Here is a 16,326-nt window from a genome sequence, read left to right as displayed (position 1 = left end):
TACCATGGAAAACAAATTAAAAGTTATGACGGTCTTTGGTACTAGGCCAGAAGCAATTAAAATGGCTCCACTTGTGAAGGAGCTTGAAAAATATAATGATAAAATCGAATCTATTGTTACTGTAACGGCACAGCATCGTCAAATGCTGGATCAAGTATTGAATATTTTCGAAATCACGCCTGATTTTGATTTAAATATCATGAAAGACCGTCAAACTTTAATCGATGTCACTACCCGCAGTTTAGAGGGATTAAATAAAGTCATGCAAGATGTAAAACCAGATATTGTGTTGGTTCATGGTGATACCACTACAACGTTCGTGGCCAGCTTGGCGGCATTTTATAATCAAATTCCAATTGGACATGTGGAGGCTGGACTCAGGACGGGTAATAAATACTCACCGTATCCAGAAGAAATGAACCGCCAGTTAACTGGCGTATTGGCCGATCTGCATTTTGCTCCGACAGAACAATCTAAGCAAAATCTAACCATTGAGAATAAAAAGGAAAAGGATATTTATATAACAGGAAACACAGCGATTGATGCCTTAAAGACCACTGTTAAAAATAGCTATACTCATCCGATTTTAGAGCAACTGGGTGAAGACAGACTTGTGTTAATGACGGCACACCGCCGTGAAAATACCGGCAAACCGATGGAGAATATGTTCCGTGCCATCAGCAGACTTGTTGACAAGCACAAGGATATACAAGTCGTGTATCCGGTTCACATGAATCCAGTCGTTCGGGAAATCGCCAATCGAATCCTTGGCGATAACAACCGTGTACACTTGATAGAGCCATTAGATGTCATTGATTTTCATAACTTTGCCTCAAAAGCCTATCTAATCTTGACCGATTCAGGAGGTGTTCAGGAGGAAGCGCCATCCTTAGGAGTTCCCGTTCTGGTATTGAGAGACACGACAGAGCGTCCGGAAGGCGTAAAGGCAGGTACTCTTAAATTAGCGGGTACAGAAGAAGAAGTAATTTACAATCTTGCTGATGAACTGCTATCTGATCAAGCAGCTCACGATCAAATGGCGAAAGCTTCCAACCCATATGGCGATGGACAAGCTTCTAAGAGGATTGTAGATGCTATTTTATTCCATTTTGGTTATAGTGTTGAAAAACCAACCGACTTCAATGTACAATAAAGCCTGTAATTGATTGACTTTGTAAGGGAAAAGGAATTCTCAAATCTACCATTTTTTATATAGATTGATGTTTGATAAGCTATTAAAACTCCAGGAGGAATTATACTATGAAACTTTGTACAGTAGGTTTAGGATATATCGGATTACCAACTTCTATTATGTTTGCAAAGCACGATGTTGAAGTAGTGGGTGTAGATATCAGCCCAAGAGTCATTGAAATGTTGAATTCAGGTAAAATTCATATTGAAGAGCCGGGTTTACAAGAAGCATTAGAAGAGGTCATTGCAAAGGGAACATTCCGTGCAACACTTACACCAGAAAAAGCTGATGCTTTTATTGTTGCTGTTCCAACTCCAAATAATGACGATGAATACAAATCTTGTGATTTATCATATGTGTTAAGTGCTGTTAATAAAGTTATTCCTTATTTAGAAAAAGGGAACGTTTTGATCGTAGAATCAACGATTGCTCCTAGAAGTATGGATGATTATGTGAAACCACTAGTGGAAGAAGCAGGCTTCGTGATTGGTAAGGATGTTTTCCTTGTTCACTGCCCAGAGCGCGTTTTACCTGGCCAAATCCTTCATGAGTTAATCTACAACAATCGTATTGTTGGCGGTATTACACCTGAATGTACAGAAGCTGGCGCTATGGTGTATAGCACATTTGTTAAAGGTGAAATTATTAAAACAAATTCGAAAACAGCAGAAATGTCCAAGCTAATGGAAAATACATTCCGTGATGTGAACATTGCTTTAGCAAATGAATTAGCGAAAGTGTGTAATCACCTCGAAATCGACGCTTTAGAAGTAATTGAAATGGCTAATAAACATCCGCGTGTCAACCTTCACTATCCAGGACCAGGAGTAGGTGGACACTGCTTGGCTGTTGACCCGTATTTTATTGTGGCAAAAGCACCTGAACAAGCCCAAATCATTAACTTGTCTCGTACAGTCAATACTTCAATGCCGGAATATGTAGTAGAAAACGTAAACAGCTTAATGAAAAATACAAATGGTAAAGTTGTAACAGTATTTGGATTGACTTACAAAGGAAATGTGGATGATATTCGTGAGAGTCCAGCAATGGAAATCTATGAAGAGCTGAAAACTCAAGGAAACTATGAAGTTAGAGCTTTTGATCCGCACGTAGAAAATGACTTTGTCGTAGAAGATTTCGAAGCAGCTGTAAACAACTCAGACTTAATCTTAATCTTAACGGATCATAACGAATTTAAAGAGCTAGAGTTTGCTAAATTAGCAGGCATGAATAATAAACGAATCTTTGATACTAGAAATATCGTGAAAAACGCACCAAGTGATGTGGAATATATCAACTTTGGTAACCTTTATTCAGCTGTTGGAAAACAAGGCATCTTAGTTTAAAAAGAGTAAACCTATGTGTGTAAGTGTTGTTAAAGATGGTGATGATATCCTTAACAGCACTTACATATTTTTTGAGGAAATAAATTTCCAAATATTGTTAGGGGCGGAATAAGAATGCAGAAACCACTAGACCGAATTACACAAGCCTATTTTGGCGAGTTGGGCGATGCTTTTTCTGAAAAGGTAAGAAGCCGTGTCCATTGGGTTTGTGAGAAAGCAAAGGGAGAAACTGTTTTAGATATCGGATGTTCCCAGGGAATCACGTCCATCCTCCTGGGGAGAGAAGGGAAAAAGGTTATCGGGGTGGATCTTCTTCAAGAATCCATTGATTATGCCAATGAAGTTCTCTTAAATGAAGAAGAGTCTACACAAAAACTTGTCGAGTTTAAAGCAGCCAATTTCATTCTGGTCGATTTTGGAGACCAGACGTTTGATTCCATTATTCTTGGTGAAGTACTTGAACACGTTACTGATCCCGAAAGATTTATCAACAAAGCCTTTAAATTGTTGAATGATAATGGATCTCTGATTATCACATTGCCATTTGGGATCAATGACTATTTTGATCACAAAAAAACCTATTATTTAATGGACCTGATGAACTTCGCGTACGAAAATGGTGTGGTTCAGGAAGTAAAGTTCTTCGGTAAGTGGATCGGGGCCATTTTAAAGAAGAAGGGCCAGGAAAAAAGCAGTGTCACTGTAAACAGTGATCTCGTATTTAAGCTGGAAGAATCATTCTACTCTATTGAGAGAGACTTATTGACCAAGATTGCAGCAAGAGATAAAAAAATTAAACTCTTTGATGAGAAAATTAAAACACTATCAGCAGATCTAAAAACACAGAAAACAACGGCAGTTGAACAACTAAAAGGAAAAAATAAAGAATTAGAGGCTGCCAAAAAGCAACTGGCTGAAGATGAAAAGAAAATTACAATATTCACCAGAAAGCTGAAGGAAAAGGAAGCAGAAATAAACAACAAGGCTGCGGAAGTGAAGGAGGAAGAAATTAAGTCATTGAAGGCTCAATTGCAAGAAAAAGAAGATCTCATTTCAACATTGCAGCAGCGGGAAACAGAAAAGAACAAAAAACTGAAAGAGTATGAAAAACATCTGGAACTTACAAAGAAAGAAAAAATCTCGGTTCAGGAAACTCTTTATGATGCGTATAAAAAGGAAGAAAAACTGTTACAATCCCAACAAAACTTGTTAAGAAAATATCGCGCATTAAGTGAGTCAAAATTAGGGAAAATTACCTTATCCTATTGGAATAGAAGAAGAAAAATACGGGGAGGTAAGTAAATTGGATGAAAAATCCATACAACAAAGATTGTTAACACTGCAACAATTAAAGGCCAAGTTGAAATTGGAAATTGAAATGGAAAAAGAGGCGCTTCGGTCAGGAATCCTCCTTAATCCAAAATCAAATGTTAAAATGCCTACGACTAGAAACGATAATGAAGTAGATATAGAAAAAAAGAAGGAGTATCTGCGTTTGCGGGACAAGCTGGCAGATACTAATTTTTTCAAGGAAGTTAAACCGCTCTTAGATGAGATCCCAGAGAGTAATGGCAGCCGATACTATGAAAAGCTTAAGGTGAATATCGGCATTATTGCAGATGAATTTTTATATAACTCCTACAAAGATATTGCTAATTTTCACTATATAGACCGGGATAATTATAAGAAATTTTCCAATCAACTGGATGTCTTTTTGGTTGTTACCGCCTGGAAGGGCTTAAACATGGAATGGAAAGGCCTTGGGAATCCGAACATTCGGAAGCATCGCCAGGACCTATTCAAAATTATCGATTTCTATCGGTCTCAAGGGACAAAAATTGTCTTCTATTCTAAAGAAGATCCGGTTAACTATGATATTTTTATTGAAATCGCCAAACAGTGCGACTATATATTTACAACAGCTGAGGAAAAAATCGACGATTATAAAAGGGACTGCCAAAATGAAAAGGTCCATGTTCTTGATTTCGGTATTAATCCTCTGTACCATAACCCGATCGGCATTAAGAAGTTCCCTAAGCGTAAAGAGGTCCTCTTTGCCGGTTCATGGTATGAGAAATATCCGCACCGCCAAGTCGATACACGCATCCTCTTTGATGGTGTCATTGAAGGCAATCGTGATTTAAAAATCATTGACAGAAATTACGATTTGAAATTGGTCCATTATTTCTTCCCGGAGCAATATTTAAAATACGTCTCACCAGCGGTGGATCACCATTATTTGCAGAAGCTTCATAAACTGTTTGATTGGGCGATTAACCTGAATACGGTTCAGGATAGCAAGACGATGTTTGCCAACCGGATTTATGAGCTTCAGGCCATTGGAAATATCATGTTATCCAATTACAGTTTGGGTGTAAATAATAAATTTCCGAATATCTTTTTAATTGATCATAAAAACGAAATCAAAGATATCTTCAACGCCTTTTCAGATGAGGATGTATTTGAACATCAGGTACAGGGCGTCCGCACGGTTATGACCGATCACACCAGTTACCACAGAATCATGGGGATGCTTGAGAATATCGGCATAAATCTGGAAGTAAAAGAAAAGAAGGTAGCTGTTCTGATAAAGGAACAAACCCCACGCCTTAAAGAATTGTTCGATGGTCAGACATACCCTCACAAAGAGCTGATTCTTATGGAAGAGTTCACAGAGGAGCAAAAAAATGAGTTTGATGTTATTGCCTTTTTTGACGATCAAAAATTCTATGGCGAGTTTTATTTAGAAGATATGATCAATGGCTTTAAATATACGGACTCAGATTATATTACCAAGGCTGCCTATTATGATGGCACTAACTGGCATGAGGGCACGGAGTTTGACTATGTACATACAGTGAATGATAAATATCGGACAGTATTCTGGAGCAAGTCATTCTCTTTACAAGACCTGATTGAAATGGAAGGGCCAATAGAGGCTGCCAATGGCTTTAGTATCGACCGCTTTGAGTTTAACAATCAAGTAGTGGAAAAGCCGGCAAGACAAACGTCCTATAAGTTATCAGTTATTGTCGCCTGTTACAATAATGGTAAGCACTTGTTGAACAAATGTTTTAATAGTTTAAAACGAAGCAGTCTATTCGACGATATGGAGATCATTTTGGTCGATGATGGTTCAACTGATTCATTAACTCCAACAATTATCAACAGGTTGGAAAGGAAATATCCAAATGTGAAAGCTTATTCCTATCAGGATGGCGGAAGTGGCAGTGCATCACGTCCTCGGAACAAGGGCTTTGAGTTAGCAACGGCTCCATACATTACCTATCTCGATCCGGATAATGAAGCGATCAATGATGGATATTACCACCTATACCAGGAAATAACCAAGAAGAACTACGATATGGTTGTAGGAAATATGACCAAGTGGGATACAAAAGCTTCTAAATTCGATTACCATAAAACAGCCGTTTATTATTACGGCAGTGATGTGATCACAAAGGATGTCAAAGACTATCTGGTTAGAAGTCAGTTCAAGGCGATGAGTATTCAAGCATTAATCTGTAAGCGTGAAATCATTGGTGACCACGGATTGAAAATGGTAGAAGGAGCAGCAGGACAAGACACATTATTCTTCCAAGAACTGTTGCTCAACTCTAAAAAGACAAAGACCATTGATTTACCAATCCATATTTATTATGCAGCCGTTGCGGGATCGACAGTGAATTCTGTGTCAAAAAGATTCTTTGAAAAATACTATCTGCTTGAAAAATCCCGAGTACCTATTTTAAGAAACTACGGGCTGCTGCAGGAATACATTGACCATCGATTTGACTACTATTTCAAAGGCTGGTACCTAGAAAAGCTGAAGTATGTTTCAAACGAACAAGCCATGGAATCCATCAAGCTTCTGACAGAAATCTTTGATTTTTATCGTGATGAATTTACTCCTGAAAGTGAAGAAGTCATCCGCTTTAAAGAACTAAGTGCAGCTAAGGATTTTGAACAAATCAAAAGAGAATTTGTCCAATAGGTAAAAAGGAACAAGCCCTTTCCACGATAGAAAGGGCTTGTTTTATAAAAGGTTTGACCGATTATGAATGGATAAATTGTTGAATATACGAGACCGTTTCATCCATATCAAGAGGATTATGGTCCCTTTCTTTATCATAATACAAGTTGAGCTGAATCCGTTTATAATCATAGGATTCATTCAATTCTTTAAGACCCATGAAAAATGGGGTCAAATGCTTTTCCATGTCATGTTCACAAGCCAGGTTTTGCAAATAATATATTTCCGGAACATATTTGATGGTCTTGTAAAATTCTAGTACATTTAATCTTGCAGGATATTGTTTGATGATGTCATCTCTTGTAAATTCAGGCATGGCATTGGTAAATAATTTGTTTACATGGCCTGTATAATAATGGTGAACCATCGTTTGTGGATTGTTGACCAGTGCTTTGGATTCCTTTATAAACCCAGCTAATAACAAAGACATAAATCCACCTGCAGAACTGCCGTAAAATAAAACATCTTTATGTTGTATATGACAAAGTTCTAGGATTATTTTTAGTATCTCTGATATCTCTTTCAAATAATGACGGTCGGCATTTCCAAAACCCCAGCCGATATTTATTTTCCCTAGATACAGAGTAGGGTCATTAAAATAGATCACCGATTCTTCAAAATGATCCATCCATGAATGTCTTTGGAACACGGGCGGGGTAAATTTAGTAGAATCATATGCCCCTGAACCAAAAATAATCATGTTTTCTTTCCCTTCTTTACGTTTCAAAAGAAACTCAAACATAACCTCATTTTTCTCAACGGAAAGAATAATTGGTTCGTTTAAAGGGATTATAGTTTCTGTTAATTTTTCAAAAGGGACTATTACTTTTTGATATTGTTCCACCGAAACGTTCCTTTCTCTAAGAGGGTGTAAAATGGTTGATAAAATAAGTATACAATTAATTACATGTAAATCATAATGCCTCTGGAAAAATATGTAGACAATAAAAAACCACTTTTAAGGGATACTTATTATGATATAATGTATAACTGTGATTAATTATAGACTTTTTAAGTAAATTCATAAAGGAAGTTAGTGAATGAAAGCTGTCATTGAGATTCTAAAAGAACAAATAGCGAATTTGCATTTAATATTCCGCTTGGCAAATTATGAAATAAAAGGTAAATATCAAGCGCACTACCTCGGAAGTCTTTGGCAATTTTTAACACCTATTATTCAAATTATGATCTATTGGTTTGTTTTTGGTATTGGAATTCGTCACGGGCACCCAGTAAATGGTGTACCATACTTAATCTGGATGCTAGTTGGCCTCATTCCCTGGTTTTTTATCAGCCCATCTGTCATCAAAGCATCCAACAGTGTCTATACGAAAGTAAGTTTAGTGGCAAAGATGAAATTTCCCGTAAGTGTGTTACCGCTTATCACCATTATCAGCAATGCCTTAAACTTTATTGTCATGATTATAATTCTATTTTTCATTCTGTTTATATATGGGGTTAATCCTGGGATTTATGTTTTACAACTTCCTTACTATTTTATTTGTATGCTTATGTTTTTATATGCCATTTCTTTACTGTTTTCAACCATTGCTACCCTTTTCAGAGACTTTCAAATCCTCTTACAGTCTGTAATGAGAATGATGTTATATCTCCTACCAATCTTATGGAATATGGATAAATTGAATCCTGCTTATGTGAAATTATTAAAATTAAATCCATTTTTTTATTTAATTGAAGGATTTAGAGATACTTTCTTAAACAAACAATGGTTCTTTCATGATTGGATCTATATGAGCTACTTCTGGATTACAACGTTATTGCTTTTATATATTGGGTCATTGATTCATATTCGTTTTCGAAAACATTTTGTGGATTATATTTAGACCGGAGGCTTCTACATGTGTGCACGGCCAAAAGTGATATTTAAAAATGTATCAAAAAAATATACACTGCAACAGAAGAAACTTGATACTATATTCGAATTATTGGGTACGAAAAAGACCAATAGAGGCTTTTATGCCCTTAAAAATATATCGTTTACTGTAAATGAAGGAGAAACCATTGGTGTGATTGGAATAAATGGGTCGGGGAAATCAACCTTATCCAATGTTCTAGCACAGGTGATTCCTCCGACATCTGGTGAATTAGAGGTGAACGGAGAAACCTCTCTTATCGCCATTTCTGTGGGGTTGAATAATAATTTGACCGGAATGGAAAATATTGAATTAAAATGTCTCATGCACGGTATGAGAAAAGAGGAAATTAAACAGCTGACTCCTAAAATTATTGAATTTGCGGATATTGGCGATTTTATCAATCAACCTGTTAAATCATACTCAAGCGGGATGAAGTCGAGACTAGGCTTTGCCATCTCCGCCCATACCAATCCCGACATTATGGTGGTCGATGAAGCATTATCAGTTGGCGATCAAACCTTTTATGAAAAGTGTATAACGAAAATGAATGAATTTAAGGCTGAGGGCAAAACCATCTTCTTTATCAGTCATTCCATTTCGCAAATTCGTACCTTTTGTGATAAGACCATGTGGATTCATTACGGAGAAATGGTAGAATTCGGAGATACCAGTGAGGTCTTAGCCAAATACAATGAATTTATCAAGTATTTCAATGCCCTTAGTGAAGCAGAAAAAGCAGCTTACAAGAAAGAAAAGATGGCGGGGCGTCAGGCAGAAGGGGAGTCAACTTCTTCGAGAAGAAGAAGAAAAAGGAACGAAAGACAAAGTCAAAAATCGGTCTATTGGGAAATGGGAGTATTGCTGGTTCTATTCTTTTTCAGTGCTATGCTTGTGTTGTTTAACAACAACACGCCAGTAAAGGGAATAGACAAGTTAGATATCAATAAAGCAAACAGCAAAATGCTCAGTAAGAGTGAACTTAAATCCAGCTCAATAGGACAAGCCATCAATAAGACAGGTTATATAGTAGAAGATCACGCACCTGTTTTTAAAACAGCAAAACTAAACAGGAAGCTCTCCTCATTAAACTTTTTGAATAAGGTAATGGTTAAAAGGAAAATAGGAAACGTCTATGAAATTACCAGTAGAGGTAAAAAGGGATTTATTCAACAGGAAAGCGTGCATATTCAGACTCCCTCTTTAACTCAACAAGATTTTACTCTTGCTGGTTCATTAAATGCTTTACCTAATTCATTTAGGAACTCCTATCAATATTATCTGGCCTTTCTGGGAAGCGAAAAATCAAGAATTGAAGCCAAGATTAAATATAAAACAGGCGAAGAAGAGGATGGCCTAGGTAATACGTATATAATCTATGATAAGGTTAAATACAGAATCAATCATCAGCAATTATCGGACCGCATTGTGGTGAATGAGTTTATGCCTGAAGAAACCAACCTAGAGGAAATAACAAATAAAGCCACCTTAATCAGTAAAGATAAAAAGAAGATCTATATTCTAACAAAACAATATGAATATATCTTTGATTTAAATAGGAATACCTTAACAATTGCAGAATCAAAAAAATAATTATAAAATGACAAAGGCATGAGATATCACTCATGCCTTTATATTTCCCATCATAATAAATGGAAAAGGAGTGAGTGTTGATGTTAAGAGAAACCCGTCATAAACGTAAGAGAAAGAGGAGAAAGAGGATTCTTTTGATCAGTATGATTACATTCATTTCCCTCATCTCCTTAAAACTCCATTTTTTCAGCTCAGCTGATGATAAACCGATTGCCCAAAGAGCAGCAACATCCCAAAAGAATACACCTGCCCAAATGAAATCTCCCATCCAGACACCCGAGCAATATGGGGCAAATGGATTTGACCAGAAGCCTGATACCGAAGCCATGCAAAAAGCCTTAGATAACGGAAAAGAACTTGTGCTTAAAAGCGGGGCGACCTACATAATTGATAAACCCCTACAAGCCAGTCATTCACTTAAAATTAGGACGGATCAGAGTGATCCGGCGAAAATAGTCCAAAAAGGAAAGACTAGTGCGTTTATTTTTGATAACAAACCAATAGTGAGTACAAACGTGGTCCAAAACATCACCTCCCAGCAGCCTTTTGTCGTTTTGGCAGACACAAAAGGGATCAAGCCTGGCTCATTAATTCACTTAACCTCCAGCAAGTTATGGTACTGGGACGATAGGGGATATCTGAAGAAGGGTGAACTGCACCAAGTGACGAGAGTTTTTGGGAGAAGGGTTTATTTAGACTCCCCTATCGTAGAAAACTATAAGGTTGGGTATGGGGAAAATGTGTCAGCTACCATTTATCCCAATGTATCGCTGAAAATGGAGAATATAACATTTGCCCATCCCAAGCCGTACCAAACCATTATGATGAGGATCAACTATACGACTGATGCAACATTCACCAATGTCTCTGTAGAAAATTCAAAAGATATTGGAATTCTCTTAAATACCACTTTCAAAACAAAAGTTATCCATTCTCATGTAGAATTAGGTACCACGAAAGATATTAAAAAAGGGTACGGAATACAGGATTATGGAGGGACAGGCACTCTGATAGAAAACAGTACTTTTGAAAAAGTCAGACGGGGAGTCGACTTCTCCGGTAGTACTCCTTCTAGATTTGGAGTGGTGAGAAATTGCAGGTCGTACGGGTATAAAAAGGGAACACTAGCAAGCGGCAACAGCGGATTTGGAACCCATTCAACGGCAGAATATATCACTTTCGAAAACAATTACGTAGAAAACTTCAATTATGGATTTTTAATTCGAGGTAAAGATATTACGGTTACTCGAAATATATTAAAAGGGGACAGTTACGGGTTTATTGCCGTCTCCTACGGAAACCGAGCCAAGGTAATGGACAATACTTATCAAAGTTTAGGAGGCAGTGCTCTCGAAACCTTTATTATGGCTCCTGATACGTACAAAGGATCCATTAATGCGCAAGGTAACGTTGCGGATATTATAAAAGGTCCATTTCTGACAGGAGATACCAGAAGGCTAAAATTGATTCTCAAGAACAATCACTACACTTCACCAAGCAGGGAACTGGGAGCCTACTAAACTCTGAATAAATAATGTCAACAACGTCCATAATCTACCAACATTGTTAACTGGTAATTCGTTTACAATTCGACAACTTTCTAGTAAAATAGATGAATATGAATAATTCAGAGGGAAGGGTGTCGAATTGAACGAGCAAGATACGAATATGCATGCTGATCAGGTAGAATTCTCTGAGATTGTAAGAAAGGCCTATCTAAAAGGTCAGAATGAATCAGAACTGACACTGGACGAATTAATAAAAGATTTAAAAGAAGAGTTAAAGCATTTACTTATTGGGTAAATATTATATAGTAATAGGGCTGCTGGAGAATCACCGGCAGCCCTTAGTAATTTTTATCTTTTTTTATATTAAAAAACAAATATGATAGAATGAAAAGGTTGAATACATAAAAAGGGGAGAGAGTAGTGGGGAGGATCAAGAAAGCCCGTTTTCTGAAAGGCGCATTAGGAGTTTGGATGATCGGTTCCATTCTTCTGTTTTGGCAACCAATACAGCCTGTGTTTGCGGCAACATCAACCATTAAGCAGGATGTGGCGGGCCAAGAACTAAAAATCTTTAAGCGGATAGAACCAAATAAAAATTCTATTAAAATAGCAGATCAAATAGTTAATAACCAGTATTATGTTAATAGCATCTTTCCAGTTTACGCAATTAGCGGGAAAATAACTTGGAAAGAGGATCCATTTAATAACGCAACCTGGTGTTTTTACTTTCATAGTTTAGATATGGTTGGTTATTTAATGAACGCTTACGAGTTGAATCCAAAACAGGAATACTTGGAAAAATCCAAGTGGTTAATCGAAAGTTGGATGAAAGCCAATCCTTCTCCAGCCAACCAGGCAAGCCCATCTGCATGGGATGATCATAGTACTGCCAATCGGGTGACCAATATCGTTTATTTCTGGGAATACTATAAAAACTCTACGATATATGATCAGGCCTTCGCTCATCAATTAATGGATTTACTGGAAAAGCACGGCGAATTCCTAGCGGATGATCAATATTATTCAAAAGGAAATAATCATGGAATATTTCAAGATCGTTCCTTGATCGAACTGGCATTACTTTTCCCGGACATGGAGAAAAGTCAGTTTTGGTACGATAAGGCCATGACACGTCTTTTGATTCATGTGGACAATGATGTTTCTGCCAGTGGCGTCCACAAAGAGCATAGCCCTAGTTACCATGTGATTATCTTAAATTTATTTAAAGGGATTAATGACTTTATTGGTCAATTTAGCCAGACGAATTCCGCGTTAAAAAATAAAGTAATCCTAATGGAGGATTACTTAGCCTATTTAATGAAACCGGATGGAACCTTACCAATCTTAGGTGATTCAGAACCGGGAGATCTCTATAGCCTTAATCCAAATGATTATACAAGTCCAAAACTCCAGTATGTGCTTTCGAAAGGAGCACAAGGAGTGAAGCCGGATGATGATGCTGTTTTTCCTGACGGAGGCGTGGGCATTTTGCGAAACGGGTGGAATAAATCTATTCCAGTGTATCTTTTATTTACAGCTGCCTACCATTCGAATGTTCATAAACATGCGGATGATTTATCTTTTGTACTAACATACGGAAAGACGGACTTTTTCGTCGATTCAGGAAAATATAACTATGTAGAAACGGATGCTTACCGCAAATATTTTAGAAGTGCTATGGCCCATAACGCCATCGTTGTCGACAATACAACATATGCGCTTACTAAAACCCAAATCAATAAGTCGCGAATATTAAAGTCTAAATCAGCTGGATACTACAGCTACATTGTTGGCGGCCACGATTTATATCCAGGCGTAAAGGTTAAACGAACCATCATCTATTTGAAAAGTAAAAATAGCATCCTAATCCGTGATACAATGCAATCGGCTACGAAGCATACATACACAGAAATATTTAACATCGGTAAGGATGTCCAAATAGGAAATAGCAAGAACACCACCTTTAATTTGAAAAGCACAATAGAAAGCCGGCAGTTAGAATTCATCCAGCTAACACCTAAAGTAAGTTTTAAACAATACAAAGGCTCCACTAACCCAATTGCCGGCTGGGAATCCTTAAAATTTAATAATAAAGATCCCATTTCTCAACTGCGTTTCACCAACAGCGGAGCCAACACAGAATACAAATCTATAATGAATTTGAGTACGAAGGTAGGAGTTAAAACTTATTCTGTAAAGGAATATTCGACTTACACGCTCTATACGATTGTTTATAAAGATGGAACTAAGGGTAATATTAAGGTTGAGAATTAAAATAAGGCTGCCGGGCTAATTCCGGCAGCCATTTTTAATCCTGACTGATGAAATATTTTATTAAATACTCACTCCACATGCGATTCCCCTTCTCACTTGGTGCACTTTGATCTGGCAGTAAGTAATTTTTAAATTCGCTAGTGTTAGAATCAGGCCATGCGGCCCAGTGATCTAAATAAGAAATCTGATTTGACTCGGCGAATTTCTTCAATTCGCCTACTTGAGTTGGATAATTTTTAGCATTATAAAGCGGATATGATGGCTGCAGAATAAAGGTCATCTTCGGATTACCAGCCTTAATGTCATTCATCATTTGGGTAACGTTCTTTAAGGTATCCCCAATTTTAATTTTCCCATTATTCAGCAAAATAAACGGCTCTAACACTACTAAATCCGCTTTTTCTCCGATCACTTCCTCCATCCCCGGACTATGAAGTAATTGAGTGGAAGTGCTGTTAAAGGTTTTGATTCCAACCTGTATATTCTTCTCACCGTAAGTTTCCAGTAATTTATTCTTAATGATCGGATAGGCACCATCTGTTTCTGACCCAATCGCAGGAGAACCAACAAACAGTATTTTAAATGGACGTTTTTCTGTCATAGCCTGTTTAAACTCTTCAATGGAATCGGCCGGCCAATTCTTTGCAAAAGCGAGTAAATTACTGGAATTAGCCTCACTTTCCTGAATATCTTGTTTCGTAACAGCAGAAGAATCCCTCTTAGGCGCAGCTTCAATTTTTTGATTCCAATAGGAATGGCCGTAAATTAATACGCCTATTGTAATAAGTCCTAGAATATACGTAAAAAAAGTTTTCATGAAAAAACCTCCAAATAGATTGCACAACTATTATAGCAAAAATAAATGTATAAAATATTCCAATTATGATGTTTTCCCCCATAAATCTGCGAATATAGGAAAAATTTCGAATGAAATAGGAAAATTTTACGGAAATATGTCGGAATTACCAACATATATGGTATAATACCAGAAGTTTCAACTTTACTGGATAAAAACTGGGAGGACATCATGGAAGAAACGATAAGTTTAGTAGAATTATTACAAACCTTGAAGAAACGATTACGATTAATCGTTAGCATAACTTTTATCGCTGTATTAATAAGTGGAATCATCAGTTACTTTTTCCTTACCCCGATTTATCAGGCATCCACACAATTGCTGGTGAACCAATCTAAACAGGACGAGTCTGTTTATAACTACAACGAAGTTCAAACAAACCTTCAACTAATTAATACCTATAACGTCATCATTAAAAGTCCGGCCATACTAGAAACGGTTATTGATGAATTGAATTTGGATATGACTGTGAAAGAATTAACAGAGAAAATTACAGTTGCAAATGAAAAAGATTCGCAAGTGGTGAATGTATCTGTACAAGATCCTGATGCAGCAATGGCAACGGAAATTGCTAATAAAACTGCTTCAGTATTCAAAACAGAAATCGTAAAAATTATGAGTGTCGATAACGTAAAAATTCTAACAAAAGCAGAAGTAGAGGACAGTGCCGCTCCAATCAAACCAAGACCATTGTTAAACATTGCAATTGCATTGGTAGTTGGCCTTATGGTCGGAGTCGGTTTGGCATTCTTATTAGAATATTTGGACAACACTATTAAAAATGAGCAGGATATAGAAAAATTAATTGGTGTTCCTGTTTTAGGTGTCATTGCCACTATGGATGAGGCAACATTAAAGCGAAACAGCAAGAAACTTAGATCAGAAAGAAGTACTAAGGGAATGCGAGGTGAGACCTTTGGCTCCTAAGAAAAATAATAAGAGAGTATCAAACAATCGAAGGACATTGATTGCCAGCCTTGATTCCAAATCTCCCATTTCGGAACAATACCGTACCATCAGAACAAACATTCAATTTTCATCCGTTGATGATGATATACAAACATTAATGGTCACTTCATCTGGTCCATCGGAGGGTAAATCTACTACCGTAGCAAACTTGGCTGTTGTGTTTGCACAACAGGGTAAGAAAGTTTTACTAGTTGATGCAGATATGCGTAAACCAACGGTTCACTACACATTTAATTTAACGAATGTCCATGGTTTAACCAGTGTGTTAACAAGACAAATGACTTTAATAGATGCAATGACAGGAATAACAGAAAATAATCTCTTTGTGTTACCGAGTGGACCTATTCCTCCGAATCCGTCCGAGCTGATTAGCTCAAGAGCAATGGATGCCTTCTTTAGGGAAGCGCGTGACTTATTTGATGTCATACTATTCGACACCCCTCCAGTATTAGCAGTGACAGATGCACAGCTTCTTGCTAATAAATGTGATGGAACCGTGTTAGTGGTATCAAGTGGAAAAACAGAAAAAGAGCAATTACTAAAAGCTAAAGATTTGTTAGATTCAGCACAAAGCAAACTACTTGGCGTGGTTTTAAATAATAAGAAACTCGAAAACACAAATTACTACTATTATTATGGAAATTAATTGATTGTATACAAATCTTTGTGAAAGGAGTGGCA

General features: G+C 37.0%; 13 protein-coding genes. 11 read left to right on the top strand and 2 right to left on the bottom strand.

Going from position 1 to position 16,326, the window contains the following annotated elements; translation table 11 throughout:
* Nucleotides 1-4: 4 nt before the first annotated feature.
* The 4 genes from wecB to ACI3K6_RS07845 all read left to right on the top strand — a co-directional run bounded on the left by wecB (nucleotide 5) and on the right by ACI3K6_RS07845 (nucleotide 6,532).
* Nucleotides 5-1,153: a non-hydrolyzing UDP-N-acetylglucosamine 2-epimerase gene (gene wecB, locus ACI3K6_RS07860; RefSeq protein ID WP_435554391.1), complete on the top strand. Its 1,149-nt coding sequence runs from the start codon at nucleotides 5-7 to the stop codon at nucleotides 1,151-1,153.
* 107 nt (nucleotides 1,154-1,260) lie between these two features.
* Entirely contained in the window at nucleotides 1,261-2,538 is a 1,278-nt protein-coding gene (locus tag ACI3K6_RS07855; RefSeq protein ID WP_435554390.1) for a nucleotide sugar dehydrogenase, read from the top strand.
* A gap of 114 nt (nucleotides 2,539-2,652) precedes the next feature.
* Nucleotides 2,653-3,840 carry a methyltransferase domain-containing protein gene (locus ACI3K6_RS07850; RefSeq protein ID WP_435554389.1) on the top strand — a complete coding sequence of 396 codons (1,188 nt, stop codon included), beginning with the start codon at nucleotides 2,653-2,655 and terminating at the stop codon, nucleotides 3,838-3,840.
* A gap of 1 nt (nucleotide 3,841) precedes the next feature.
* Nucleotides 3,842-6,532, top strand: a complete 2,691-nt coding sequence (locus ACI3K6_RS07845; protein WP_435554388.1) for a glycosyltransferase — start codon at nucleotides 3,842-3,844, stop codon at nucleotides 6,530-6,532.
* A 61-nt stretch (nucleotides 6,533-6,593) separates the two neighbouring features.
* Here ACI3K6_RS07845 and ACI3K6_RS07840 read toward each other — a convergent pair whose 3' ends face one another.
* Nucleotides 6,594-7,415: a glycosyl transferase family 2 gene (locus tag ACI3K6_RS07840; RefSeq protein ID WP_435554387.1), complete on the bottom strand. Its 822-nt coding sequence runs from the start codon at nucleotides 7,413-7,415 to the stop codon at nucleotides 6,594-6,596.
* Nucleotides 7,416-7,611: 196 nt separating this feature from the next.
* Here ACI3K6_RS07840 and ACI3K6_RS07835 point away from each other — a divergent pair, with 196 nt between their 5' ends.
* The 5 genes from ACI3K6_RS07835 to ACI3K6_RS07815 all read left to right on the top strand — a co-directional run bounded on the left by ACI3K6_RS07835 (nucleotide 7,612) and on the right by ACI3K6_RS07815 (nucleotide 13,820).
* A complete protein-coding gene (locus ACI3K6_RS07835; protein ID WP_335474671.1) occupies nucleotides 7,612-8,415 on the top strand; it encodes an ABC transporter permease in 804 nt (267 codons plus the stop codon).
* Between the two features lie 15 nt (nucleotides 8,416-8,430).
* On the top strand, nucleotides 8,431-10,038 hold the full coding sequence (tagH, locus tag ACI3K6_RS07830; RefSeq protein WP_435554386.1) for a teichoic acids export ABC transporter ATP-binding subunit TagH: 1,608 nt from the start codon (nucleotides 8,431-8,433) through the stop codon (nucleotides 10,036-10,038).
* Nucleotides 10,039-10,172: 134 nt separating this feature from the next.
* Complete coding sequence (locus tag ACI3K6_RS07825) at nucleotides 10,173-11,558, top strand: right-handed parallel beta-helix repeat-containing protein (RefSeq protein WP_472850921.1); 1,386 nt, start codon at nucleotides 10,173-10,175, stop codon at nucleotides 11,556-11,558.
* Nucleotides 11,559-11,685: 127 nt separating this feature from the next.
* Nucleotides 11,686-11,841 carry a YwzD family small protein gene (locus ACI3K6_RS07820; RefSeq protein ID WP_335474666.1) on the top strand — a complete coding sequence of 52 codons (156 nt, stop codon included), beginning with the start codon at nucleotides 11,686-11,688 and terminating at the stop codon, nucleotides 11,839-11,841.
* Between the two features lie 125 nt (nucleotides 11,842-11,966).
* On the top strand, nucleotides 11,967-13,820 hold the full coding sequence (locus ACI3K6_RS07815; protein ID WP_435554385.1) for an alginate lyase family protein: 1,854 nt from the start codon (nucleotides 11,967-11,969) through the stop codon (nucleotides 13,818-13,820).
* 34 nt (nucleotides 13,821-13,854) lie between these two features.
* Here the strand turns inward: ACI3K6_RS07815 and ACI3K6_RS07810 are convergent, their stop codons facing one another.
* On the bottom strand, nucleotides 13,855-14,637 hold the full coding sequence (locus ACI3K6_RS07810; protein ID WP_435554384.1) for an SGNH/GDSL hydrolase family protein: 783 nt from the start codon (nucleotides 14,635-14,637) through the stop codon (nucleotides 13,855-13,857).
* A 210-nt stretch (nucleotides 14,638-14,847) separates the two neighbouring features.
* Between ACI3K6_RS07810 and ACI3K6_RS07805 the strand changes: the two genes are divergently transcribed.
* Nucleotides 14,848-15,603: a YveK family protein gene (locus ACI3K6_RS07805; RefSeq protein ID WP_435554383.1), complete on the top strand. Its 756-nt coding sequence runs from the start codon at nucleotides 14,848-14,850 to the stop codon at nucleotides 15,601-15,603.
* Nucleotides 15,593-16,291, top strand: coding sequence for a CpsD/CapB family tyrosine-protein kinase (locus ACI3K6_RS07800; protein WP_435554555.1), 699 nt, complete (start codon nucleotides 15,593-15,595; stop codon nucleotides 16,289-16,291). Before ACI3K6_RS07805 ends, ACI3K6_RS07800 begins: the two co-directional genes overlap by 11 nt.
* The last annotated feature ends 35 nt before the right edge of the window (nucleotides 16,292-16,326 follow it).

Source organism: Neobacillus solisequens, from assembly GCF_051233465.1.
Classification (GTDB): Bacteria; Bacillota; Bacilli; order Bacillales; family Cytobacillaceae; genus Neobacillus.
This window is presented reverse-complemented; position numbering and strand designations above follow the sequence as displayed.

Excerpts from the sequence above, each read along its gene's own strand:
- wecB (WP_435554391.1), top strand. The coding sequence starts at position 5 with ATGGAAAACAAATTAAAAGTTATGACGGTCTTTGGTACTAGGCCAGAA.
- ACI3K6_RS07855 (WP_435554390.1), top strand. The coding sequence starts at position 1,261 with ATGAAACTTTGTACAGTAGGTTTAGGATATATCGGATTACCAACTTCT.
- ACI3K6_RS07850 (WP_435554389.1), top strand. The coding sequence starts at position 2,653 with ATGCAGAAACCACTAGACCGAATTACACAAGCCTATTTTGGCGAGTTG.
- ACI3K6_RS07835 (WP_335474671.1), top strand. The coding sequence starts at position 7,612 with ATGAAAGCTGTCATTGAGATTCTAAAAGAACAAATAGCGAATTTGCAT.
- tagH (WP_435554386.1), top strand. The coding sequence starts at position 8,431 with ATGTGTGCACGGCCAAAAGTGATATTTAAAAATGTATCAAAAAAATAT.
- ACI3K6_RS07810 (WP_435554384.1), bottom strand. The coding sequence starts at position 14,637 with ATGAAAACTTTTTTTACGTATATTCTAGGACTTATTACAATAGGCGTA.
- ACI3K6_RS07805 (WP_435554383.1), top strand. The coding sequence starts at position 14,848 with ATGGAAGAAACGATAAGTTTAGTAGAATTATTACAAACCTTGAAGAAA.